At 39.5% G+C, this 24058-nt stretch carries 21 protein-coding genes and 1 pseudogene; 20 read left to right on the top strand and 2 right to left on the bottom strand.

All coding sequences use genetic code 11. The features are described 5' to 3' along the window. Positions 1–18 precede the first annotated feature (18 nt). Both coaB and QN079_RS13165 read right to left on the bottom strand, forming a co-directional pair. Positions 19–768 carry a phosphopantothenate--cysteine ligase gene (coaB, locus tag QN079_RS13170; protein ID WP_289229915.1) on the bottom strand — a complete coding sequence of 250 codons (750 nt, stop codon included), beginning with the start codon at positions 766–768 and terminating at the stop codon, positions 19–21. Further along, the gene (locus tag QN079_RS13165; RefSeq protein WP_159160769.1) at positions 765–1754 is read right to left on the bottom strand and encodes an acrylyl-CoA reductase family protein; all 990 of its coding nucleotides are present in this window, start codon (positions 1752–1754) and stop codon (positions 765–767) included. Before QN079_RS13165 ends, coaB begins: the two co-directional genes overlap by 4 nt. Positions 1755–2140: 386 nt before the next feature. On the opposite strand from QN079_RS13165, the gene QN079_RS13160 reads away from it, so the two are divergent. From QN079_RS13160 to QN079_RS13065, 20 genes and pseudogenes are all read left to right on the top strand, one after another. Beyond that, positions 2141–2683: a helix-turn-helix domain-containing protein gene (locus tag QN079_RS13160; RefSeq protein WP_015510239.1), complete on the top strand. Its 543-nt coding sequence runs from the start codon at positions 2141–2143 to the stop codon at positions 2681–2683. Positions 2684–2699: 16 nt separating this feature from the next. Beyond that, positions 2700–3788: an ABC transporter ATP-binding protein gene (locus QN079_RS13155; RefSeq protein ID WP_005228533.1), complete on the top strand. Its 1089-nt coding sequence runs from the start codon at positions 2700–2702 to the stop codon at positions 3786–3788. Positions 3789–3800: 12 nt separating this feature from the next. Next, on the top strand, positions 3801–4610 hold the full coding sequence (locus tag QN079_RS13150) for an ABC transporter permease (protein ID WP_010749878.1): 810 nt from the start codon (positions 3801–3803) through the stop codon (positions 4608–4610). Next, positions 4607–5443: an ABC transporter permease gene (locus QN079_RS13145; RefSeq protein ID WP_005228535.1), complete on the top strand. Its 837-nt coding sequence runs from the start codon at positions 4607–4609 to the stop codon at positions 5441–5443. The genes QN079_RS13150 and QN079_RS13145 overlap by 4 nt, the downstream gene beginning before the upstream one ends. Continuing rightward, positions 5440–6513 (top strand): ABC transporter substrate-binding protein, encoded by a 1074-nt coding sequence (locus tag QN079_RS13140; RefSeq protein WP_010749877.1) that lies wholly within the window; start codon positions 5440–5442, stop codon positions 6511–6513. The genes QN079_RS13145 and QN079_RS13140 overlap by 4 nt, the downstream gene beginning before the upstream one ends. 475 nt (positions 6514–6988) lie before the next feature. Then, a complete protein-coding gene (locus tag QN079_RS13135) occupies positions 6989–8917 on the top strand; it encodes a BglG family transcription antiterminator (RefSeq protein ID WP_289229914.1) in 1929 nt (642 codons plus the stop codon). Next, entirely contained in the window at positions 8883–9392 is a 510-nt protein-coding gene (locus tag QN079_RS13130; protein WP_289229913.1) for a PTS sugar transporter subunit IIA, read from the top strand. Before QN079_RS13135 ends, QN079_RS13130 begins: the two co-directional genes overlap by 35 nt. 13 nt (positions 9393–9405) lie before the next feature. Continuing rightward, complete coding sequence (locus QN079_RS13125; RefSeq protein WP_142968583.1) at positions 9406–9720, top strand: PTS fructose transporter subunit IIB; 315 nt, start codon at positions 9406–9408, stop codon at positions 9718–9720. Between the two features lie 18 nt (positions 9721–9738). Beyond that, positions 9739–10830, top strand: a complete 1092-nt coding sequence (locus QN079_RS13120) for a PTS fructose transporter subunit IIC (protein ID WP_142968582.1) — start codon at positions 9739–9741, stop codon at positions 10828–10830. A gap of 594 nt (positions 10831–11424) precedes the next feature. Further along, entirely contained in the window at positions 11425–12702 is a 1278-nt protein-coding gene (locus QN079_RS13115; protein WP_289229912.1) for a class II D-tagatose-bisphosphate aldolase non-catalytic subunit, read from the top strand. Between the two features lie 21 nt (positions 12703–12723). Next, positions 12724–13368 (top strand): fructose-6-phosphate aldolase, encoded by a 645-nt coding sequence (gene fsa, locus QN079_RS13110; RefSeq protein WP_289229911.1) that lies wholly within the window; start codon positions 12724–12726, stop codon positions 13366–13368. A gap of 59 nt (positions 13369–13427) precedes the next feature. Next, on the top strand, positions 13428–15428 hold the full coding sequence (gene tkt, locus QN079_RS13105; RefSeq protein ID WP_289229910.1) for a transketolase: 2001 nt from the start codon (positions 13428–13430) through the stop codon (positions 15426–15428). Between the two features lie 72 nt (positions 15429–15500). Beyond that, positions 15501–16220 carry an HAD family hydrolase gene (locus QN079_RS13100; protein ID WP_002334615.1) on the top strand — a complete coding sequence of 240 codons (720 nt, stop codon included), beginning with the start codon at positions 15501–15503 and terminating at the stop codon, positions 16218–16220. Positions 16221–16455: 235 nt separating this feature from the next. Then, positions 16456–17130: a zeta toxin family protein gene (locus QN079_RS13095; protein WP_289229909.1), complete on the top strand. Its 675-nt coding sequence runs from the start codon at positions 16456–16458 to the stop codon at positions 17128–17130. Beyond that, positions 17123–17290, top strand: a complete 168-nt coding sequence (locus tag QN079_RS13090) for a hypothetical protein (protein ID WP_005234163.1) — start codon at positions 17123–17125, stop codon at positions 17288–17290. The genes QN079_RS13095 and QN079_RS13090 overlap by 8 nt, the downstream gene beginning before the upstream one ends. Positions 17291–17698: 408 nt before the next feature. Next, entirely contained in the window at positions 17699–19456 is a 1758-nt protein-coding gene (locus QN079_RS13085) for a 1-deoxy-D-xylulose-5-phosphate synthase (RefSeq protein ID WP_289229908.1), read from the top strand. 290 nt (positions 19457–19746) lie between these two features. Beyond that, positions 19747–20925, top strand: coding sequence for an MFS transporter (locus tag QN079_RS13080; protein WP_289229907.1), 1179 nt, complete (start codon positions 19747–19749; stop codon positions 20923–20925). 128 nt (positions 20926–21053) lie between these two features. Further along, positions 21054–21179, top strand: coding sequence for a hypothetical protein (locus QN079_RS13075; protein ID WP_289229906.1), 126 nt, complete (start codon positions 21054–21056; stop codon positions 21177–21179). A gap of 435 nt (positions 21180–21614) precedes the next feature. Next, complete coding sequence (locus QN079_RS13070; RefSeq protein WP_289229905.1) at positions 21615–23264, top strand: sensor histidine kinase; 1650 nt, start codon at positions 21615–21617, stop codon at positions 23262–23264. Beyond that, positions 23257–24015: pseudogene (locus QN079_RS13065) on the top strand (response regulator transcription factor). The gene QN079_RS13070 and the pseudogene QN079_RS13065 overlap by 8 nt, the downstream one beginning before the upstream one ends. The last annotated feature ends 43 nt before the right edge of the window (positions 24016–24058 follow it).

The raw sequence follows: 24058 nt of genomic DNA, 5'->3' as shown, positions 1-24058 counted from the left end.
TTCTAAAAAAACATCTAGCTAAGCACGCAGGTCATTGCGTAATGTGTCAACGATCAAGGTTGCGATCTCAGCTTTTGTGCGGCCAGTCCCGATTTGTCCTTCTTGTGTCAAAAGGTGTCCGACATGCTGGTTTCCAGAAATTTGCGTCAAGTCGTTGGCCAACACATAATCCGCTTGGCTAGCCAGCAGACTTTTTCGTGCGACCGCAAACAACTCGGCTTCCGCTACGTCTACTAATAATTTGAATCCGACTAATAAGGTTGTCGGCTGTAATGCTTTGATGGTTTGGATCACTTTCGGGGTTTTCTTCAACACTAAAAACAAATGATCAGTATTGGAAGAAACTTTGCCTGCCGTTGTTTCAGATTGTGTGAGCACGTGTGCCATCAATGCCGGAGTGACCTGGTTGTCATAAGCTGGTAGGGCATCGTTGATTGCTTCATAAAACGCTGCTTCTGAAAAATGAGCAGCAGGGGTGAAATCACTGACTGCCATACTGTGGATCACGGCAGCATACGAATGGGTCGTCAATAAATCGGTCAACTGCGCCAACAAGTCCGTGGTCCCTTCAATGAAATAACAGGTAACTCGTGGATCGGTCGGCGGTTGTTTGGCAGTTTTCGTCGTAACGTAATCGATGGTCATCTCAGGGTATAGCAGCCATTCCTTGGCAATGGCTTGACCAAGTGAGCCCGTGGAATGATTCGTGATTGCACGGACATCATCGATTTTTTCGGAAGTACCGCCAGCCGTAATCAAAATTCTCATTGCGCTTGTGACACCTCAACGATCGTCCGTCCTTGGTGCGTGCCTGCTAATAAAGCTGCCAATGTTTCTGGCAAGTCTTCCAAAGTGATGGCTTTCGTGTAAAGCTGATCGATCACATTCCACTCACCCGCTAATTTCTCCCATAATGCCGTGCGGATCTCATGGGAAACATTGACCGAATCGATCCCAATTACGCGAATCCCACGCAAAATAAAGGGTAAGACAGTCGTTTCGATTTTGATCCCACCAGCATTGCCGCATAAGAAGGCACCGCCCCCATAAGCGATTTGCGGAAGCACTGCCGCAAGCAATGGACCGCCAACTGTATCGATGACCGCTGCAAACGTTTGTTTTGCTAATGGTTTGACCTTTTCTGGTACCACGTCATCAGGACTGACGATTTTCGCTGCGCCTAGGTCCAACAACCATTGCGCATCGGTTTTCCGAGATAGCGCCACTATATTTGTATAGCCCAGTTTTTTCAATAAAGCAATGCTGACACTGCCGACGCCACCGCTAGCACCTGTCACCAAAATAGCAGCGTCTTTTGCTAAGTGCAGCTGTTCTAATTCTTGCACTGCTAAAGCTGCTGTGAACCCAGCAGTGCCATAGGTCATACTGTCTTTTGCTGAAAAACCAGCAGAACGTTTCACGAGCCACTCGGCTGGGACCCGTTGAAATTGACTGTAACCGCCTGGGTGAGAAACCCCTAAGCCATAACCTGTCACTAAGACTTGGTCGCCTGGGGCAAAATCAGCAGACTGACTGTCCACGACTTCCCCTGCTAAATCGATTCCCGGCGTCATCGGATACGTGCGGATCACGCCGCCATTTTCTTTTGCTGCCAAGGCATCTTTGTAATTGACATCTGAGTAATCAACACGGACAAGCACATCGCCTGCTGGCAGCTCGTCAAGGGTTGCAGTTGTGAGTGAAGCAGTAAAATTTGGTTCATTCATGACACGAAAGGTAGAGAAATTCGTCATTTCAGACACTCCTTTGATGGTTTGTACTCATAATACCATAAGTTTTATTTTTTTAACCAGTGAAGCAAGAAAAGGCAGGTCTTCTTATCAAAAAATCAGTAAAAACAGATCATTATTAAATCTACCTTTTCTTCGTTAAAATAGAAGTTGTTCTTTTAAACCTTTAAAAAGCGAAAATGCCGGGACCACCACTCCTTTCCTTTATAACACAAGCGTTTAGCGTCACTCCTTTTTTTGATCAGGGAGAAAAGAATTCAAAAAAATGAAGAAAAAAGGCTTGTGTTTTTTGCAATTATTTGTATACTAGAAAAAGTGAAATTAAACATGAAGTTTACTTATAGCAAACTTTTTTATTTGAAGTTGTGTCAATCAAAGGGGGAATGAACATGGAGATTGGCGAGAAGCTGCGCAATTTGCGCGTTCAAAAGAATTTGACCCAAGAAGAATTAGGCGAGCGGACCGATTTGACGAAAGGCTATATCTCACAGTTGGAGCGTGATTTGAGTTCGCCTTCTATGGAAACTTTTTTTACGATCTTAGAAGTTTTAGGCGTGACACCAGAGGAATTTTTCCGAGAAGAAAATGCGCAGCATCAAGTGGTTTATCGCGAAGAAGACAGCACGCTTTATTATGATGAAGAAAATGGCTATGAATTGAAGTGGCTGATTCCCGATTCCAATGAAAAAGAAATGGAGCCAGTCTTGCTGACTTTTGATAAAGCGGGCGAATACAAGACCTTTGAACCATCGTTAGCAGAAACATTTATCTATGTCTTAGAGGGCAGTGTGGCCTTGACACTAGGAGAAACGCAGTACAAGGCTCGTAAAGGCCAATCGATTTATTATCAGGCGACTGAGCCGCATCAATTAAAAAATATTGCGGGCAAAAAAAGCCGTGTGCTTGTAGTCGTGACAGATTCTTATTTATAGTACAGGAGGAAAGAGTGTGGGAAAAACAATAATTTCATTCAACAATGTGGTGAAGCGATTTGATGATGATGAAACAGTTTTGAAAAAAGTGAGTTTTGATATTGAAGAAGGTCGCTTTTATACATTGTTAGGTCCTTCAGGTTGTGGAAAAACAACCATCTTACGCATCATTGCGGGTTTTTCGGACGCAACAGAAGGCGACGTTTATTTTGATGGACAAAGAATCAATGACGTTCCTGCCAATCAACGGCAAGTGAATACTGTCTTTCAAGATTACGCCTTATTCCCACATATGAACGTTTTTGAAAATGTGGCATTTGGTCTGCGAATCAAAAAATTACCAAAAGATGAAGTGAATAAAAAAGTCTTAGAAGCGTTGCGGCTAGTGCAGCTTCCTGGTTATGAGAATCGTGAAATCAGCGAAATGTCTGGAGGACAACGCCAACGGGTCGCAATCGCACGAGCGATCGTCAATGAGCCCAAAGTATTGCTTCTTGATGAACCCTTGTCCGCATTGGATTTGAAATTGCGAACCGACATGCAATACGAGCTGCGGGAATTGCAGCAGCGACTAGGCATCACCTTTATTTTTGTCACCCATGACCAAGAAGAAGCGTTGGCGATGAGTGATGAGATTTTCGTTATGAACAAAGGGAAGATCGTCCAAAGCGGCACACCAGTGGATATCTACGATGAACCAATCAACCATTTCGTGGCGGATTTTGTCGGTGAAAGCAACATCGTCACAGGTACGATGATCGAAGACAACTTAGTGGAGTTTGTCGGCAAGCAATTTGAATGTGTCGATGGCGGGATGCGGCCGAATGAAGCCGTTGAGATCGTAATCCGTCCAGAAGATTTGAATTTGACGACGGCGGAAAAAGGCAAGCTGGTCGTTGAAGTAGACACGCAATTGTTCCGAGGCGTGCATTACGAAATCATTTGTTACGATGAACAAGGCAACGAATGGATGGTTCACTCTACAAGAAAAGCCACTGAAGGAAGCAAGATCGGGCTTTCCTTTGAACCAGAAGATATCCACGTCATGCGTTTCAATGAGTCCGAAGAAGATTTTGATGCTCGTTTAGAGAGCTACGAAGATTAGGAGGGAAAGCTAATGACGAAAATGCGTCGTTTTTATGCGATACCCTATGTCTTTTGGTTATTGCTATTTGTTATTGCACCAGTCTTATTGATCATCTACCAATCCTTTTTTGATATGAACGGCAACTTTTCGCTGGTCAATTATCAAAGCTACTTAGGTTCTGGCAAATATTTGATCATGACCTTAAACTCGGTTTGGTATGCCTTTTTGATCACCGTGATTACCTTAGTGATCAGCTATCCGACAGCCTATTTCTTAACTAAGCTGCGTCACAAAGATTTGTGGCTGCTGTTGATCATCTTACCAACGTGGGTCAACTTATTATTAAAAGCCTATGCGTTTATTGGGATTTTCGGCATTCATGGCAGTGTCAACAACTTCCTAGAAATCATGGGTGTTGGACCAAAGCAGATTTTGTTTACCGACTTTAGCTTTTTGACGGTTGCCGTCTATATCGAACTGCCCTTTATGATCATGCCGATTTTTAATGCCTTAGAAGAAATGAATCCCTCTTTGATCAGTGCCAGTCGCGATTTAGGGGCAAACAGCTATGATACGTTTCGACGAGTGATTTTCCCTCTGTCGTTAAACGGTGTGAAAAGCGGCGTCCAAGCCGTCTTCATTCCGTCGCTCTCCCTCTTCATGTTGACCCGTTTGATTGGGGGCAATCGCGTAATCACGCTTGGTACGGCGATCGAGCAGCACTTTCTCGTTACCCAAAACTGGGGCATGGGTTCGACCATCGGCGTCATTTTGATCATCGCTATGTTCCTCGTGATGCTGTTTACGGGAGAAAAGAAAAAAGGAGGGCAACGTAAATGAAAAAATTTCGCTGGTCGAATCTTTATCTGATCGTCGTCTTTATTCTTTTGTACGTGCCGATCTTTTATTTGATTTTCTATTCCTTCAATGAAGGAGGCACCATGAATGCTTTTACGGGTTTCACTTTTGAACATTACCAATCCGTCTTTCAAGATACCCGCTTGATGATCATCGTGTTGAACACCTTTATGCTGGCATTTTTATCAGCATTACTGGCAACGATCATCGGCACATTTGGTGCGATGGGCATCTACTATACCCGCAAACGCCGAACGAGAACGGCATTGTTGAGTTTGAATAATATTTTGTTGGTTTCACCAGATGTCATCATTGGTGCCAGCTTCTTGATTTTCTTTACGATGATCGGCAACTTGTTCCGTGGGTTTAGCTTAGGCTTTTTCAGCGTATTGCTTTCGCATATCGCCTTTAGTATCCCGATCGTGGTGTTGATGGTCTTGCCGAAACTGCAAGAGATGAACGATTCAATGATCGATGCTGCCCGTGATTTAGGCGCGAATAATTTTCAAGTCATTAAAAATATCATTTTGCCTTTCTTGACACCGGGCATCATCGCCGGCTATTTCATGGCATTTACTTATTCACTCGATGATTTTGCCGTGACATTCTTTGTGACAGGCAATGGCTTTAGTACCTTATCGGTAGAGATCTATTCTAGAGCACGTCAAGGAATCAGTTTAGAAATCAATGCATTAAGTACACTTGTCTTCTTATTCTCCATGATCCTGGTGGTAGGCTATTACTTTATCAGTAAAGAAAACGGCGCGAAGAAATTGCGTAAAAACCGCCGTGTGGAGGTGGCAAATCTGCGATGAAACGACTACAATCTCTGATTATCGGTATTGTTGCGATCGTCCTGATCTTGCTCTTTGGTGTCCGTGAATTGGAACGCTCCTCTGGTATGGCAGGCGCTGAGGTCGTCAACATCTACAACTGGGGCGACTACATCGACCCTGATTTGATCAGTAAGTTTGAAGAAGAGACAGGCTACAAAGTCAATTATGAAACCTTTGACTCAAATGAAGCGATGTTCACGAAGATCCAACAAGGCGGTACGTCCTATGACATCGCCATACCGAGTGAATACATGATTGAGAAAATGATGGAACAAAATCTTTTAAAACCATTGGATCACAGTAAAATCAAAGGGCTAGACAATATCGACCCTCGCTTTTTGGACCTGAGTTTTGATCCAGGCAATCAATATTCCATCCCTTATTTCTGGGGAACACTAGGGATCGTCTATAACGATAAGTTCTTTGATGAAGGTGAGATCACCCAATGGGACGATCTTTGGAAACCCGAATTAGCAAATAGTATCATGCTGATCGATGGCGCGCGTGAAGTGATGGGATTAGGTTTGGACAGCTTAGGCTATTCTCTTAACAGCAAAGACGACGATCAGCTGCAAGAGGCATTCAATAAGCTGCGGACTATGACTCCAAACATCAAAGCCATCGTCGCTGATGAAATCAAGATGTACATGGCCAATGAAGAAGCATCGGTTGCGGTCACATTTTCTGGGGAAGCAGCCGACATGATGTACGAAAACGAGCACATTCATTACGTGATCCCTTCGGAAGGCTCCAACCTGTGGTTCGATAATATGGTCATTCCTAAGACCTCACAAAACGAAGCCGGTGCTTACGCCTTCTTGAACTTTATGCTGGAACCCGAGAACGCTGCACAAAACGCAGAATACATCGGCTATTCCACACCTAACCAAGAAGCCATGGCATTACTGCCTGACGAGATCACCGAAGACGAACAATTCTATCCATCCGATGAATTAATGGAACACCTCGAAGTCTATGAAAACTTAGGTGCTGAGTATCTGGGCATCTATAATGATTTGTTCTTGGAATTGAAGATGTATCGGAAATAAGCAAACTGCCATTAAGCAGGGAATGTATCCTGTTTAATGGCAGTTTTTTTATTATTTATTACCTGATGTACGAAGGGAGTCTATGGATAATAGTTCTTTATCAAGTAGGAATGATGAGTTTTGATAAGCAAATAAGGCAAGGTAATTTATATATGAATGTTTTCCTTTTTTTAAGTAATAATAGATGAGACATCAAAATAAATCGATCTTTTTGAGGTTATGATATGATTATAAGTTCTATAGGAAATCAAGTTGTTTTATAAACGTGATTTCAATGTGATTGATATTATTTTCGAGAATTTAAAGGAATACTTATATTTATTTAAGTGCCTTTTCTGCAACAAGTAAGTGAGATGTTGTATCGACTTGTTGCAATGAATTGTAATATGCTTTTTTCTAAAGCACATCTATAATAAGGTTACGATCCTGATAACGCTATCAAAAGATTAAGGCCTTTATTTTGGATAGTAAGGAAGTGGTTATCATCATGCTTACAAAAAGACAAAAAAAATTATTAGAGTTATTAGTGCGACAAAGTGACTTTAAAACAGTCGATTATTTTGCAAGCAAATTGGGTGTTTCAAAAAGAACGACGCACAGCGAATTAGGGATCATTGAAGAATATCTCCAGAGCTCGGGAGAATATCTTGAGAAAAAGCGCGGAGTTGGTATTGCGCTAAAACGTTTCAAGGAAGTTGAGGGAATCGAGAATAAGAAAGAGGAAAGTGATCTTTACAATACATTCAACCGAAGAATTGAGATCATGAGTACCTTGTTATTCGATGAAAAGGTGGTTAGCTTCAACCATCTATCGGAAAGATTTATGGTGAGTAAAACTTCAATTATTAAAGATTTTGAATTCATTATGAAAATATTGAATGTTGGATCAAGTATCAAGCTGTGCAGCGATGTTCATGGCACGTCATTATTGGGGACAGAGGAAGACGTTCAAAAAGCATTGCTGCAGTTTAATCGCTATTTACTTAATAATTCAGAACTATACGATGAGGATTTTGCCGAAAAAATTAAATTATTAAGTCCATACTATGGCGAAAATTTGATCAGTGCTTGCTCGAATATTTTGTATACCTATATTCGAGAAAATGTAAACGCTATTTCTGACTATTATGTGCAAAACATCTTGAACATTTTTATTATTCTAGTTTTTCGGGTTTTCAAAGGTCATCACATCGAGGAAATAAAAAAATCTGAGGCCAATGTGGCAACAGTTTTCTTTGAGGAAAGTGCTGTTCGTTTGTTGCATAAATCAGCTTTACGTTTGGGGTTTTCTTATACGAACGAAGATGTTCAATACTTATCATTGCAACTGATCTCTAATCGTTTTGAACCTTTGCCAGAGGAAGAAATAGATAGTGTGATTGTTGAACAATTACTTTCGAGAGTTTCAACTGCACTGAATATCAACTTTGCCAGTGATCAAAAGTTGGAGGAACAGTTAAAAAATCATATTCCCCCAATGATTTATCGTTTAAGGACGAACAACAAAACGGAGAACCCATTTACCCTACAAATAAAAAACGAATTCTCTTTAACCTTCAATGTTATTTGGGTGGTACTAAGTGAATATGAACGGGAATTAGGGCTTAGTTTTAATGAGGATGAAATTGCCTTTTTGACAATGTATTTCCAAGCTGCAATCGAACGCGCACGATTAAATCGAAAAATCTTGATTGTTTGTCAAATGGGGATTGCAACTTCGGAACTGCTGATAAATCGAATCAAAAATGTTTTACCATCATTGGACTCATTTGAAGTAGCCTCTGTGCCGGAATTGGAACAGATGACTCTTGAAGACTATGACATGATTATCTCAACCATTAAGATAGATATTCCTAAAAAGGAAGTTATTTTGGTTTCACCATTTTTAACGAAAGAAGATATAGAACGAATTAAGTATTCAAACTCGCTTCCAGAGTCTGAGAATAAGGTTCTAGAATTTGTGCGAGCGCATCATCTGATGAAATTTGTTACGAAAGATCTTATTTATGTGAATACCAACTTTTCTTCTAAAGAAGAGCTGATCGATCAAGTCGGTGAAAGACTGATACAGAGGAATTACGTAAGCTCATCATTTAGACAAACAGTCCTAGAGCGTGAAGAGTTGGGCGGTACTGATTTACCTTCTGGCACCGCTGTCCCTCACGGGAATTCGACATACGTCAATAAAACGATCATTGTTGTAGTCAAAAACAAAAAGAAATTTAAATGGAATAAATATTATGTCGATTTGATTTTTTTAATTTGTATTGCGAAACAGGATACCTTTCAGACACGGAATATTTTGTCAGATATCTATAACATCATTGATAACAATGAGCACTTAAAGCAATTGCGAGATTCAACGACAAATGAAATGTTATATAGAAGAATTGGGAGTGATTAAAGTGGAGAATGTTCAGAAAAGTGATAAAGGAGTTATTACTCCGGATTTGATTTTATTAAATAGTGATTTAGCTGATCAAGATGAAGTGATCCGACATATCGTCGAGGCAGCTGAATTTGTTGGCTATGTCGAAGATGCAGATGAACTGTATCAAGCAGTAAGAAAACGTGAGTCTGAAGTTCCGACTGCGATCGGGTATGACATCGCGATTCCCCATGGGAAAACCGAAGCGGTATTGCATCCATTCATCGCCTTTTTACGAGTAAATAAAGCTTTTCAATGGACAAAAGAAAATGAAGAAATGGTTCGCCTCGTCTTTTTGATTGGTGTTCCACAAAACAGCGAAGGCAAGATGCATCTAAAATTTATCTCGCAATTAAGCAAGAAATTACTAAATGATGATTTTAGAGATAAGTTATTGAGTGAAACAGATAAAAATAAAATATATGAACAGCTGAGTTCAATTGAAATTTAAGGAGGAATTTAGAATGAAAATAGTAGCAGTTACAGCATGTCCAACAGGGATCGCTCATACGTATATGGCACAAGAAGCGATCGAAAAAGAATGCCGAAAACGCGGACATGAAGTCCAAGTCGAAACTCAAGGTAGCATGGGAATTGAAAATCAGCTAGAACAAGAAGACATTGATCAAGCAGACGTCTTAATTTTAGCAGTTGCTATCGATGTAGAGGATAGCGAACGTTTTGAAGAAAAAATAGAGATGGGGAAAACCTTAAACGTAGAGCCTGGTGATATGATCAAATACCCTGCCAAATATATTGATGAAGCAGAAAAATTATAAAGAAGGAGACTCAAAAAAATGAAAAAAGAGAATAAAATTTTTAAAGACTTACAAAAAGCCTTTAATACAGGGGTTTCTTTTATGTTGCCATCAGTTGTTGTCGGGGGGATCTTTCTGGCAGTCGCTTTAGCTACCGGGAAAGCAACTGATACCGGAATGGAGATCACTAATCCTTTTATGCAAAACTTAAATGATTTAGGTGCTGCAGGTTTTGCGATGATGATTCCTTTACTTTCTGGGTATATTGCAAATTCATTAGCAGGGAAACCTGGTCTAGTTCCGGGAATGATTTTAGGGTTTGTAGCAAATAATCCAATCGGTGAAGGTCAAGTCAAGACCGGTTTTCTTGGAGCCATGATTATGGGTGTTGCTGCAGGTTATTTTGTTCGCTGGTGCAAAACTTGGAAAGTTCCGTCTACCATCAAAACGATCATGCCTATCTTGATCGTACCAGTAGTTACGACTTTTGTACTTGGAATGTTCTATATTTATGTAATTTCTGTACCAATTGGTTTAGCAATGGATTGGTTGGTTAAAGTTCTTGGTCAAATGCAGGGTGGTAGTGCTCTTATTTTAGGATTGATTCTAGGTGCAATGACAGCAGTTGATATGGGGGGACCAATTAACAAGACAGCGACTGCCTTTACATTAGCATTGATGGCTGAAGGTGTGTATGGACCAAATGGCGCCCACCGAATTGCCTGTGCAATCCCACCATTGGCTATGGCAATTTCGACATTTATTGACCGGAAAAAATATACTGCTGAAGATAAAGATTTAGGAATTTCAGCATTCTTTATGTCATTAATTGGTATTACAGAAGGCGCAATTCCGTTTGCGGCAAAAGATATCAAACGAGTTCTGCCAGCAATTATTATCGGAAGTGCTGTAGGTGGTGCAATGGGGATGGCAACAGGAGTAGAAGCATTAGTGCCTCACGGAGGATTTATTATCTTACCGGTTGTGAATGGTAAATTGTGGTACGCTCTTTCCATCATTGTCGGAGCAGCTATTTCAGCGGGTATCCTTCATTTTACAAAACCAAGCTTAGTTGATGAAAAAAGAAAGAAAAAAGAAGAGAACACAGAACAAGTAGAAGTAGCAAAATAGAAATAACAAAATAAAAATAGCTAGCGAGAGCGTGGGACAAAAGCAAAAAACACTTTTGTCCCACGCTCTAAACACGTCTAAACGGCGGGAAAAGCAACCCCGAGAAATAAGTCGAAATACCCAAAATTTGAAAAGTAATTTCCTTGTATTCCTCCTTATTTCTCGAAGGTTAACACTTCTGTCCCCGTCTCTTTTTTTGAGAAATGGGTCTAAACATTTAAACACTGACTTTTTAATACAGCTCAATAGCTCCTTTTCATAAAAATGCAGAAGACCTCACAAAGGCAGACAAGCGCCACTATATAGTGTGAATGAACTCTCCGCTGATTTTTCGTTCCCTTATTTAAAGATTCGATGCTCAAGCGTTCTTTTTGTCACTCATAATTTAAAGATCTTTCAGTATCCATAATAATCATAAATAATGCGTGCTGGGAATTCAACAACACCTCTTTTGGATAAACTGCAACAAGTCGGAGGATTCATGCATTCACTTGTTGCAGAAAAATGTAATATTCAGAAAGAATAATAGATTCTATACTTTACTTGTAAAAGGTAGATAAACAAATTAACAGTAGAAATGGAGATGTAACTGAAATGGAAAAGTTACCAATCAAAACAGTCGTAGAAGGGTTATTAGATTTGCAAGCAACTGGTGAGAGCGCTACATTGCTTGGGATTGGACCAATGTCAAAAAATTGTGTCCAAGCCACCCTTGAGTTATCTAAAGAAGACGATTATCCTGTCATGTTTATTGCTAGTCGTAATCAAGTAGATGCTGATGAGCTAGGGGGCGGATATGTAAATGGCTGGAATCAATTTACTTTTGCGAAAGCTGTTGAAGAAGTAGCCGAAGACATCGGATATGACAATCTTTATTACTTATGTCGAGATCATGGCGGACCTTGGCAACGTGACAAAGAGCGTAATGATCATCTACCAACTGAAAAAGCGATGGAACTAGGTAAGAAATCTTATGTAGCAGATATAGAAGCTGGTTTTGATCTGCTAATGATTGATCCTACAAAAGATCCCTTTGAAGTCGGTAAAGTAATCCCATTAGACACGGTACTCGAACGTACAGTTGATTTGATTGACTTCTGTGAAAAGGAACGTAAAGCCCATAAGTTACCAGAAATTGGTTATGAAGTAGGGACAGAGGAAACAAATGGTGGGTTAACATCCACTGAAACCTATGAAACATTTATTTTAAAATTGAAAGAAGAGTTAGAAAAACGGGACTTACCAATGCCAACTTTTATTGTTGGACAAACGGGAACATTGACGCGTAAGACAGAACAAGTAGGTACTTTCCATTTCAAAAATGCTTATGATTTAGCTCAAATGGCTAAAAAATACGGGGTAGGTTTGAAAGAACATAATGGAGATTATTTAGATGATGTCACTTTATTAGAACACATTCCTTCATCCATCACTGCGACTAATGTGGCGCCACAGTACGGCACCGAAGAAACACGTGCTTATTTAAATCTTGCTGCTGTCGAAGCAAAGTTAGTGGAATATGGGTTGGTTAAAGATGCTTCTAATACGCGTGATGTATTGCTTGAACATGCCATTAAGAGTGAGCGTTGGAGAAAATGGATGGTTGGCGAACAAAAAGAATTGACGGTTAGTCAAATCATGGATCAAAATGATGCACAACTCCAAGCAGAAATTTTAGATATTGCTGGTCACTATACTTTCAACGATGACGAAGTAAAAGCTGAAATCGAAAAAATGTATGCAAACCTTAAAATGCACAATATTGATGGTCAGCGTTATGTAGTCGATCATATCAAACGCCCAATTCGGGATTATGCAGAATGTTACAATTTGAAGGGTGTTACAACACGTATCAAAAATAATGCCAAATAGGTAGGCAACTAGGAGAGCAAGATGAAATTTTTTCTAGATACTGCAAATGTAGATGAGATTAAAAAAATTAATTCATTAGGTTTAGTTGATGGTGTTACCACGAACCCGACAATTATTTCTAAAGAAGGTCGAGACTTTGAAGAGGTAATTAAAGAGATATGTTCGATTGTCACTGGTCCTGTCAGCGCTGAAGTAATCGGTTTAACAGCTGAAGAAATGATCACTGAAGCAAGAGAACTTGCAAAGTGGGCGGATAATGTCGTTGTGAAGATTCCTATGACAGAAGAAGGCTTAAAAGCAGTCAATGTCTTGTCAAAAGAAGGTATTAAGACAAATGTGACACTGATTTTTACTTTTTCTCAAGGACTATTAGCGATGAAGTCTGGTGCAACCTTCATCAGTCCATTTATTGGCAGACTTGAAGATATTGGCACAGATGCATACGAGCTGATTGCAAAGCTAAGACAAGCAATCGATTTTTATGGCTTCGATACTGAGATTATTTCGGCCAGTATTAGAAATTTGCATCATGTGGAATCGGTAGCTCATTTAGGATCCCACATTGCAACTATCCCGAGTAGTCTTTTTCTTAGTCTTTGGTCACATCCTCTTACGGATAAAGGCATTGCCACCTTCTTAAAAGATTGGGAAGCATTTAAAAAATAATGAATGAACAAGAATGGCTAATCATATGATTAGCTATTCTTGTCTAAGGAAGAGGAAAAATGTTTAATAATCATGATGTAGAAGCAATCAACACGATAAGAACTTTAAGCATTGATGCTATTGAAGCAGCAAATTCAGGACATCCAGGATTACCTATGGGTGCCGCCCCAATGGCCTATGTTTTATGGAGCAGATTTTTGAAAATCAATCCAGCAACAGCAAAAAAATGGACAAATCGAGATCGATTCGTGCTTTCTGCTGGCCATGGATCAGCAATGCTATATAGCTTATTGCATTTAGCAGGATACAATGTTTCTATGGATGACTTGAAACAGTTTCGTCAGTGGGACTCCAAAACTCCTGGACACCCTGAAGTGAACCATACAGATGGGGTGGAAGCTACCACAGGACCTCTGGGGCAAGGAATTGCGATGGCTGTCGGAATGGCAATGGCTGAAAAACATTTAGCCGCTACCTACAATAAAGAAGGTTTCCCCATTGTCGATCATTATACGTATGCTTTGTGTGGCGATGGCGATTTGATGGAAGGCGTATCACAAGAAGCATGTTCTATGGCTGGTCACATGAAATTAGGGAAATTAATTGTATTGTACGATTCAAATGATATCTCACTAGATGGTCCAACAGATCACTCATTTACAGAAAATGTAGGAAAAAGATTTCAAGCCTATGGTTGGCAGCATATTTTGGTTGAAGACGGGAATGACCTTGAGATGATTTATCATGCCATTGAAAAAGGCAAATCTGAAGTAGAGCGACCAACATTAATTGAAGTTAAAACGATAATCGGGTATGGTTCAGCGAATCAAGGGACATCAAAAGTTCATGGATCTCCTCTTGGAGAAGAAGATGCTAAAAATGTTAAAAAATTCTATGGCGTCGATGAAAGAAACAGTTTTGTTGTATCAAAAGAAACGAGAGCACAATTTGATCACCATATCTTATCCAGGGGGAAAAAGGCGGAAAAAGAGTGGGATACTCTCTTTTCAGAGTACAGAAAAAGTTATCCTGATTTAGCGAAACACTATCAGTTTGCTCATGAAAGTAGATTACCTGAAAGCTGGGACGATACGCTTCCTAAATATGAGTTAGGAACAAGTGCGGCGAGTCGGGTTACAAGTAAGGAAACGATTCAGGAATTAGCAAAAGGGATCCCGTATTTATGGGGAGGCTCAGCAGATCTATCAGAATCCAACAATACTATGATTGCCAGTGCTGATGAGTTTACACCTGAAAATCCTAGTGGAAGAAATATTTGGTTTGGTGTGAGGGAATTCGCTATGGCAGCAGCAATGAATGGGATTCAATTACATGGCGGGACAAGAGTATATGGTGGCACATTTTTCGTGTTTGTTGATTATTTGAGAGCAGCGATAAGACTGAGTGCATTACAAAATGTTCCAGTAATCTATGTGTTAACCCATGATTCTATAGCAGTTGGAGAAGATGGACCAACCCATGAACCTGTTGAACAATTAGCTAGCCTCAGATGTATGCCTAACGTTCATGTTATTAGACCAGCTGATGGCAATGAAACTGTAGCTGCTTGGAAAGTTGCTATGAGGTCACAGGAAACACCAACGGTATTAGTTTTAAGTAGACAAAATTTACCGGTTCTTGAAGGAACATTAAAAATGGCCGAAGAAGGGGTAGCCAGAGGCGGTTATGTTCTTTCAAAGCATGCTTCTAAAGGAGCGCCAGATGGTGTATTGATTGCTACAGGATCTGAAGTAAGCCTAGCAATTAAAGCTCAAAAAGAATTACTGAAACAAGGAAGAGATGTTTCAGTTGTTTCCCTTCCAAGTTTTGATTTATTTGAAAAGCAATCTAAAGAGTATCGGGAATCAGTATTACCAAGCTCTTTGACAAAACGAGTTTCAATAGAAATGGGTTCGAGCTTTGGTTGGGAACGCTATGTTGGTCTACATGGGAAATCAATTTCAGTTGATCGGTTTGGTGCGAGTGCACCGGGAGACACAGTAATAACCAATTACGGGTTTACTGTTGAGAATATCATTGATACCTACAATTCACTATAATTTGTTAACTAACCGGGAAAACACAATCTATGAGTGTTTTCTTCCGGTTTTTTAGTTAAGGAGGAATTTAAAATGGCGACAGTCATTTTTGATGTTGATGACACACTGTATGATCAGTTAGTTCCATTTAAACAAGCGTATGAGAAAAATTTTTCGTTTAGGAATATTCTGATTGAAGAGCTCTTTTCTTTGAGTCGGAGGTACAGTGATCAAGTTTTTGATAAGACAACCAAAGGCTTGCTATCCCTTAGCGACATGCAAATTTATCGCATTCGCAATGCCTTCAAACATTTTGGGGTAGCGATTACGGATGAGCAGGGAAGAAATTTTCAAATCGATTATCAAATGAATCAAGAAAGAATTCGATTATTACCTGAAATGAAAGATGCACTTAATAGCTGTTCAAAGAATGGTATTCAGTTAGGGATTATTACTAATGGACCTGCCGATCATCAAATGAAAAAGATAAAAGCGTTAGGACTAAACAAATGGATACCAGACACAAACATCTTTGTATCTGGAAAGCTCGGCTTTTCAAAACCGGATTTGAAAATATTTCAATATGCTGAAAAGGCCATGAGGCTAAATAGAGAGACTACTTATTATGTAGGAGACTCCTTTGTGAATGACATTATTGGTGCCAAAAAAGCTGGTTGGAAAGCTGTATGGGTCAATCGTAGAAATTCTACTAAAACTGATTGTGATATAATCCCAGATTATATCGTTAATAATCATGAAACTATGAACCGTTTTATTGATTCTCTTATATGCATAGAAAAACAATCTTTCTGAAAACACTGGGAAAAACACTAAAAAAAGAAAAAGTTGGAAAACAGACTGCATGACAAATGTAGTCTGTTTTTTTTGCGTATAGTTCATTAACAGAAATTTTTGACATCTTACTTCTCGCAATAAATGATTCTTGTTTCACCACAATAAAAGAAGCCACTTTATCAAGCATTGGTAGAGAAGTTGTTTTTTTGGTAAGACGTTAGTTAATAAATGTTAGTGAGGGAGTGTACTTAGAGTGGTGAATGATATTTCTTTAATCTATGCAAAACAAAATAAAAAAAGATTGATTACATCAGTTATCGATGGAAAACAGGTAGAAACTGATAAAACAGCTATTTTTATGGCTGGTAGTCCAGGATCAGGGAAAACGGAGACTGCACAAACGCTGACTATGTTAAATAGCAATCTATGTGTGATCGATGCGGATCAATTTAGAAAGGAATTTCCAGGATATCTAGGAAATAATTCGTACCGATTTCAAAGAGGGTACGCACTGCTTGTTGATGCTGCTTTGGATTTAGTCTTAAAAAAAGGGTATAGTTTTATTCTTGATGGGACATTTGCCACTAAAAAAGCTGATCAAAATATTGCGCGATGCTTAAAAAAGAATTATGACGTGCTTATCTATTATATCTATCAAGATCCTTTTATTGCTTGGAATTATACGAAGCAACGTGAAAAAATAGAAGGACGCTTTGTTCCTAAAGAACATTTTATAAATGCTTTTTTTCAATCAAGATATAACTTGATTAAAATGAAGGAATTGTATAAAGAAAATGTGACCGTTAATATTTTTATAAAAGATTTTCAAAATCGCCATTCTCATACGTTGATGGTAGTTGACAATGGATCGTTCGCTTTGCCATTAACATACACAAAGGAAGAATTGGAGGAGAAGCTCAATGACTGAGAAAGAAAAAGTAGAAACAATCATGATAAAATATCATCGAAACTTCTCGATCTTACAGAAAAAGGCAACGCCTAGCGAATTGAAAACAGTTTTAAACTTTGTTGCAGAAGAATCGAACCGTAAACAGCGAGTGCTTGTTGGCTTAGAGAAAGAAGAATAAGCGGACAATGAAAAAAATTTTGGTTTCTTAAGAATGACCATTGAACAAGTAAACCCGAGATAAGAAGCAGGCGCTTCTTATCTTTTTTTGTATCATTATGGTGGGCGTGCCGTAACGTTAGGCTCAAAACAGAATAAATTCACAAAAAGTGCTTGACCTAAAGTCAACTCTAGGTGGTATCTTTTTAGATAGAAGAAATGAGCAGCGATTGTTGAAACTCAGAAAAATTACGATTTCCCTTTAGGATAACTTGCTATTTCACGGTTTGACAGGAATTTAAAAAAGAGCGTCCAGCTCCGATTGCCGCTTTTTTCATTCCAGAGAACGATCTACTCATTTCGACTTCGTGTCTTTTTCCTTGTGAGTAAACACACGAACCATTCAAACATTTCTACAGGAGGTACGTACATGTTATTAGAAAAAATCAAAAGCCCCAAAGAGTTAAAAGAATTGACCAGCGGGCAACTTCAAGAACTGGTAGTAGAAGCACGAACTGCTTTATTGGAAAAAATCAGTCACCATGGAGGGCACAATGGCCCTAATCTGGGGATGGTTGAGATGACGATCGCGTTGCATAAGGTCTTTGATTCCCCCACCGATAAACTGATTTTTGATGTGTCTCATCAGACCTATATCCACAAAATGTTGACGGGACGCGCCCATGCCTTTCTTGATGCTGCGCAGTATGATGCGGTTTCTGGTTACACGAATCCGAAAGAAAGCGAGCACGATCTCTTTACGGTCGGTCATACCTCCACGTCAGTTTCGTTGGCAAATGGTGTGGCGAAAGCCCGTGACCTGAAAAATGAAACGTATAACGTCGTTGCCGTGATTGGCGATGGTTCTCTATCAGGCGGCTTAGCGTTTGAAGGCTTGAACAATATCGTGGAATTAGGCACCAATACCATCGTGATCCTCAACGACAATGACCAATCGATTGCAGAAAACCATGGGGGGATGTACCAGAATTTGCGGGCATTGCGGGAAACTAAGGGGCAAGCAGCAGACAATCTGTTCAAAGCGATTGGTTTTGAGTACCACTATTTGGATGAAGGAAATGATCTCGCTGCCTTGATCGCTTTATTTGAAAAAGTGAAAGACATTGATCATCCTGTTTTATTACACATTCATACGATCAAAGGCAAAGGCTTCAAGTTTGCGGAAGAAAATCGTGAAAAGTTTCATGCAGGTGGTCCCTTTCATTTAGAAACAGGCGAATATATTTCTGCTGGGGGCAATCAAGTAACGTACAACAGCTTAACGACGGATTATTTATTAGAAAAAATGGCGACAGATCCTAAAGTCGTGGCAGTAAACGCTGGTACACCGATGCTGCTTTTTTCTCCAGAACAACGAGAAAAAGCAGGTAAACAATTTGTAGATGTGGGTATTGCAGAAGAACATGCGGTATCGATGGTTGCTGGGTTAGCAAAAAATGGAGCGAAACCTGTCTGGGCCGTTTTTTCTACCTTTATGCAACGTAGTTTTGATCAAATTTCCCATGATTTGGCCCTAAATCATCTGCCTGGAACGATTCTGGTATACGGTGCATCGATTCATGGAATGAATGACGAGAGCCATTTGGGAATTTTTGATATTCCATTTTTGGCACATATTCCCAACCTTGTTTATCTTGCGCCAACCTCTAAAGAAGAATATCTAGCAATGTTGGATTGGTCGCTGGAACAAACCAACGCTCCAGTTGCGATCCGAGTACCGGTTGGACCTGTCAACGAAACGGCAGTGGCAGCCTCTACTGACTACAGCGATCAAAAAAATGAGGTGACTCAAGCTGGCACACAGGTAGCCATCGTCGGTGTCGGAAACTTTTATGCGCTAGCAGAAGAGATCGCTGAACAATTGGAAATGCAACATGGAATTACCCCAACGGTGATCAATCCTAAGTTTATTTCAGGAGTCGACAAAGAATTGCTGGATGCTGTGGCACGAGCGCATAAACTCGTTGTCACGTTGGAAGACGGCATACGAGAGGGCGGCTATGGACAAATGATTGCCAGCTATCTTGGTGATCGTGAGATTGCCGTCAAAAACTATGGCTTAGAAAAGAAATTTTATGATAATTACCGAGCAGCGGACGTTTTATCCGAACTTGGTATCACTGCTGAGGCAATTACGAAAGATATCATAGAACAGCTGCAGAAATAAGTTCTCTTAGGGTGTCTTGTGTAGCTGATAGGATTGATAAAAAATGAATGATCGAAGGAAACCTTGCAGAAAAACAGACTGCAAGGTTTTTTCGCAGACTATCGGTGACGATCTGCAGCAAATGCAGAAGACCAATGCTTTTCAAGCATAAATTCTCAGCGTAGGAAGCATTGGTCAAATGCTGGCGATCCAGCAAATAATAAAGAGGTAGGAAAAGATTGCTTTGGTGTCTTATCTGGTTGAACTCAGAGAAACAAAAAATGTATTTTGTAAAAAGAAAAGGGGTAACTATGAAATTTTTTTCAATGAAGTTGCTGGCACTGTTGTCGGTGGCAATGGTCGTCTATTCGGTACCGGCGATTTCTGCCAATGTTCCAGCGATTGCGGCAAGCTTTCCAGAAGTAGATGCGGTCTACGTCGGGTTACTGACCACGATTCCGTCATTGTTTCTTTTGCTGGGGATTTTTACTACTAGCATGATCGAAAAAAGGATCGGCAAAAAATACACGATGGTCACCGGCTTGGTCATTGTGGCGATTTTTGGCACGCTGCCGGCATGGTATCAGGGGAGCTTTCCCGTCTTGTTTCTTTCGCGCGCGATTCTTGGCTTTGGGATCGGCTTATTCAATCGTTTGGCGATTCAAATGATTAGTTTGTTGTTTCAAAATGAGCCGCAAAAGAAAGCCAAGGCCCTTGGGTTAGAAAGTGCCGTCGGTGGTTTAGGTGGTATCTTTATGACTTTGCTGGTAGGGCAGCTAGTGAAGATCAGTTGGGAGATCTCTTTCTTCGTTTATGGCTTTGCCTTGATCAGTCTCTTTTTTGTTCAGGTGTTTATTCCCAATGAAACAAAAGCGACCACCGATGCGGCTCTGATAGCGAACGTCACGGTTTCAAAAGAACGGAAACAAAAGTCATTTGTTTTGGGGGTGCTCTTGTTTCTGATCGTTGTCTTGTTTATCAACTACAATCTGCAGATCACCCCGTTGTTGTTGGAAAAAGGAATTGGTGATGCGACCGATGGCAGTAACATGATCGCCGCCATTGCGACGGGGGCATTTATCGCAGGCAATGCCTTTGGCTTGATATATAGCCGCCTACATCGCTGGTTGCTGCCCATTGCGGCATTGCTTGCAGGAAGCAGCATCTATTTGACTTATCCTTTGCAGACGGTGGGGCTGCTCTTGGGTTGTTCTTTAGTATTAGGCTTTGCCTTTCGCAGCATCATGCCTTTTTTCACCCACTTACTGACGACTGGTGGTGAAGCGGAAGCTAAGTTTGGCACGATCGTCTCGATCGTTGCTTACAATTTAGGGGTCACGTTAGCACCTTATGCATCACGCTTGCTGATACTAGTCAGCGGCAATGAAACAGCAGGGATGCAGATGATTCTATCTGGAGGCTTGTTGTGCTTGATTGGTGTCCTAGCTTTTTTGGGAAATAAATACTTTCTGTATTTTGAACGAGGATAGGCGAAAGCTAGCTTGATCCTCGTTTTTCCATCTTCATTTCATCCTTCTCATCGCTTATAATAAAAAGAAACAATGATGAGTTGAGCGTACTAGACAAACTGCAGGCGTCAATCAGAGGGGAGAACCAGATGTATCTTTTTCAAAAAATTGAAGAAGCAGCGTTTAAACAAAATGATGCGAGACGAACGATCGGTGACTTTTTATTAAGCAATCGAGAAAAAGTTAGTGAGTATAGCATGGAAGAAATCGCATAACTGACCCATACTCTCAACGCATGTTGATCCGTTTTTGCTAAATACTTCGGCTTAGTAGATTGTCAAGAAGCTTTATCTATGAGCGGGCGCTTATTCATGAGTGGCAGCGGCAATTGGTGTAAATATCTATTTTCGATAAAGCCGCAGTCATATTCGAATACATTAAAAATTTGGCGATCTTAGGCATGCAGATGATTAAAGCACCAGCAGCACTTATGACAGTGAAAGACCTGATCCAATCCGAAGGGATCATCAATGAAGCTTAAAACCTCGTCATTTACGACTGCAGACTAAATCAGTATTTGAACAAGATCAATTAAAAAGCCCACATCTCTATTTTCCTATGAAGAAGAAGGAAAAGTAAAACCAGTGTAGAAAGCGCTATCATATATGTGATATGATACAATTATTGACTACGATTATGGAGAAAAGTCTATGAAGCATTCTTTTCAGGAAGAGTTAAATCAAGAGATAAAAAAACGTTTTTCACTATTAGCGATCCTAGTGTCAGCATTCTTGTTTTTATTACTGATTTTGTTTGTATTTGCTATCCAATATTATCAATTGACGCTGGAAACAAACAATATAAGAAAAAATTTTCATGAAGACCAAGCAGGATATAAGAGAATTTTAAATACTATGAATCAAAACTCAATTCCGCTGTTTCTAAAAAAAGAAAAAACAGATCGTGAAATATATAGTGAATACTATGAATTGAGTGCAGAAAATCTGTCTAGAGGGATTTTAGTGATTATGGATAAGGCAGGCTCTATTAAATTCACTACACAACAAACCGGACAAAACCCAGTTATTTCTCCTAACTATTTAAAAACGATTCTTTCAGGCAATAACTATCATCACAGCATGAGACGCATTACAAAAGGAGAGGATAGCAATCATTATTTATTAATGATAAATACTGTGAGGGAGGAAGGAACTGAACTAGGTTACAGCGCCATATTGCTCAATGGCAATAACTTTTTGCCCGATGGTCTTTACTATGGTACCAACTATGTTATTGCTGATCAGTTTGATAATGTGTACGCAAACAATGCAAATCATTTCATCATAGGAACATTGAAAAAAATAAACGCAAATATATTTAATCAGTTCCTATTTTCTCATGATAGACAACTCTATTTATCAAAGAAGAGCCTGATTGGTCAAAATATCTACCTCTATACTTATTCGATGATTTTTCCAATCAGCGTGTTGGCATTGTTCGGGATCACTTCAGCATTGATTATTTTTCTCGTTTTATTCTACTATTCGAAACGTTTGGCAGCCAAAATAGCCATAAGAAACACCGTAAGCATTGAGATGCTTGTCGACGAAACGAAGAAAATCAGAATTGGCGAAAAGCAAAAAATTGAGATACACACAGAAGATGAGTTTGAATTTTTGGCTGATAACATCAATGAAATGATGGAAGAATTGAATCGATTGATCCAAATGAAAATTTTTCTGGAAAAAAAGAAAAATTTATATGAAATCAAGATGCTGGAAGCGCAATTTCATCCTCATTTTCTATACAACACTCTTGAAAACATCAGAATTACCAGTAAAATTGATACAGATTTGAGTGAAAGGCTGATTTTATCATTAAATCGAGTGTTGCGTTACAGTATTGATCATGCCAATGAAAAAAGCAATCTGATAGATGATCTTGCGATTTTACAGGATTTTTTAGAAGTTACAAAAATACGTTTTGAAAAATTTATTTACACGATCGATGTGGAAAAAGATCTGCACATGATTCAGATACCGCGACTGTTTTTATTACCGATTGTTGAAAATGCAATCAAATATGGAATGAAAGAACGAAATGATCTTAAAGTTGCGGTCGCTGTATTTTCAAAAGGGGAAGAAATTATTTTTGAAGTGCGTGATAATGGGCCTGGATTTGAAGAAGAATTGATTGAAAAAATCTATCTGCAATATGAAGAAGAAGAGACGCATCACGGCTTGATCAACAGTTATCGCAGATTAAAAATAGAATATCCTTTTCTTGATTTGCGTATTTTTAATCATGAGAAAGGCGCATGTGTTCAATTTGTAGTTTGGAGGGCTATCGATGATGTATAAACTATTAATAATAGAGGACGAGCATTTGATTCGACGCTGGTTAGCCTATGCGATCGATTATTCTGATATAGGATTGAAAGTAGTTGGTGCTGCAGAAAATGGACAAGAGGGAGCTGATATGATTCGCAATTATCTGCCAGATATTGTGATTTCTGACATCAATATGCCGATTATGGATGCCTTCGAAATGTTTGAACTGACGAAAGATCTCTTCTTCAAAAAAATCATTCTCTCTGGGTACAATGATTTTTTTAATGCAAAAAAGGCGATTCATTATGGTGTTAGGGAATTTCTTGCTAAACCATTACAAACAGAGGAACTAAGGCTAAGCTTGCTTCAGCTAACAAATGAATTGGAAAATGAAAAGCGTTTGACTATTCAGAAAGAGTATGAGGCATTGGAGGTAGTTAGAAAAACGCACCATGATCAAGATATGATCGTTCATCAGGTACTGAGTTGGATTCATGAGTATTATGCACAAAAATTTACTATTGCGGATATGGCAGCTAGTTTAGGCTACAGTGAAAGTTACTTGTATAAAAAAATTAAAGACCATCTTGACATTACCATCAACGATTATGTAAATCGTTAGCGAATCAAAAAGGCGATCGATCAATTAATAGAAAATCCAAATGTACTAATATATGAAGTAGCAGATAGGGTTGGATTTTCTGACTATAAATATTTCAACAAAGTATTTAGAAGATACATTGGTGTTTCGGTGACTGATTTTAAGGAGGAGATTCTCTAAAGTGTAGAGAATTTTCTCCTTTTTGTATAGATGTGTGCTATTT

The organism is Enterococcus sp. FZMF, from assembly GCF_030263915.1.
Lineage (GTDB): Bacteria > Bacillota > Bacilli > Lactobacillales > Enterococcaceae > Enterococcus_D > Enterococcus_D casseliflavus.
Note: the sequence above shows the minus strand (reverse complement) of the source record. Positions and strands in the feature narration are given on the sequence as shown.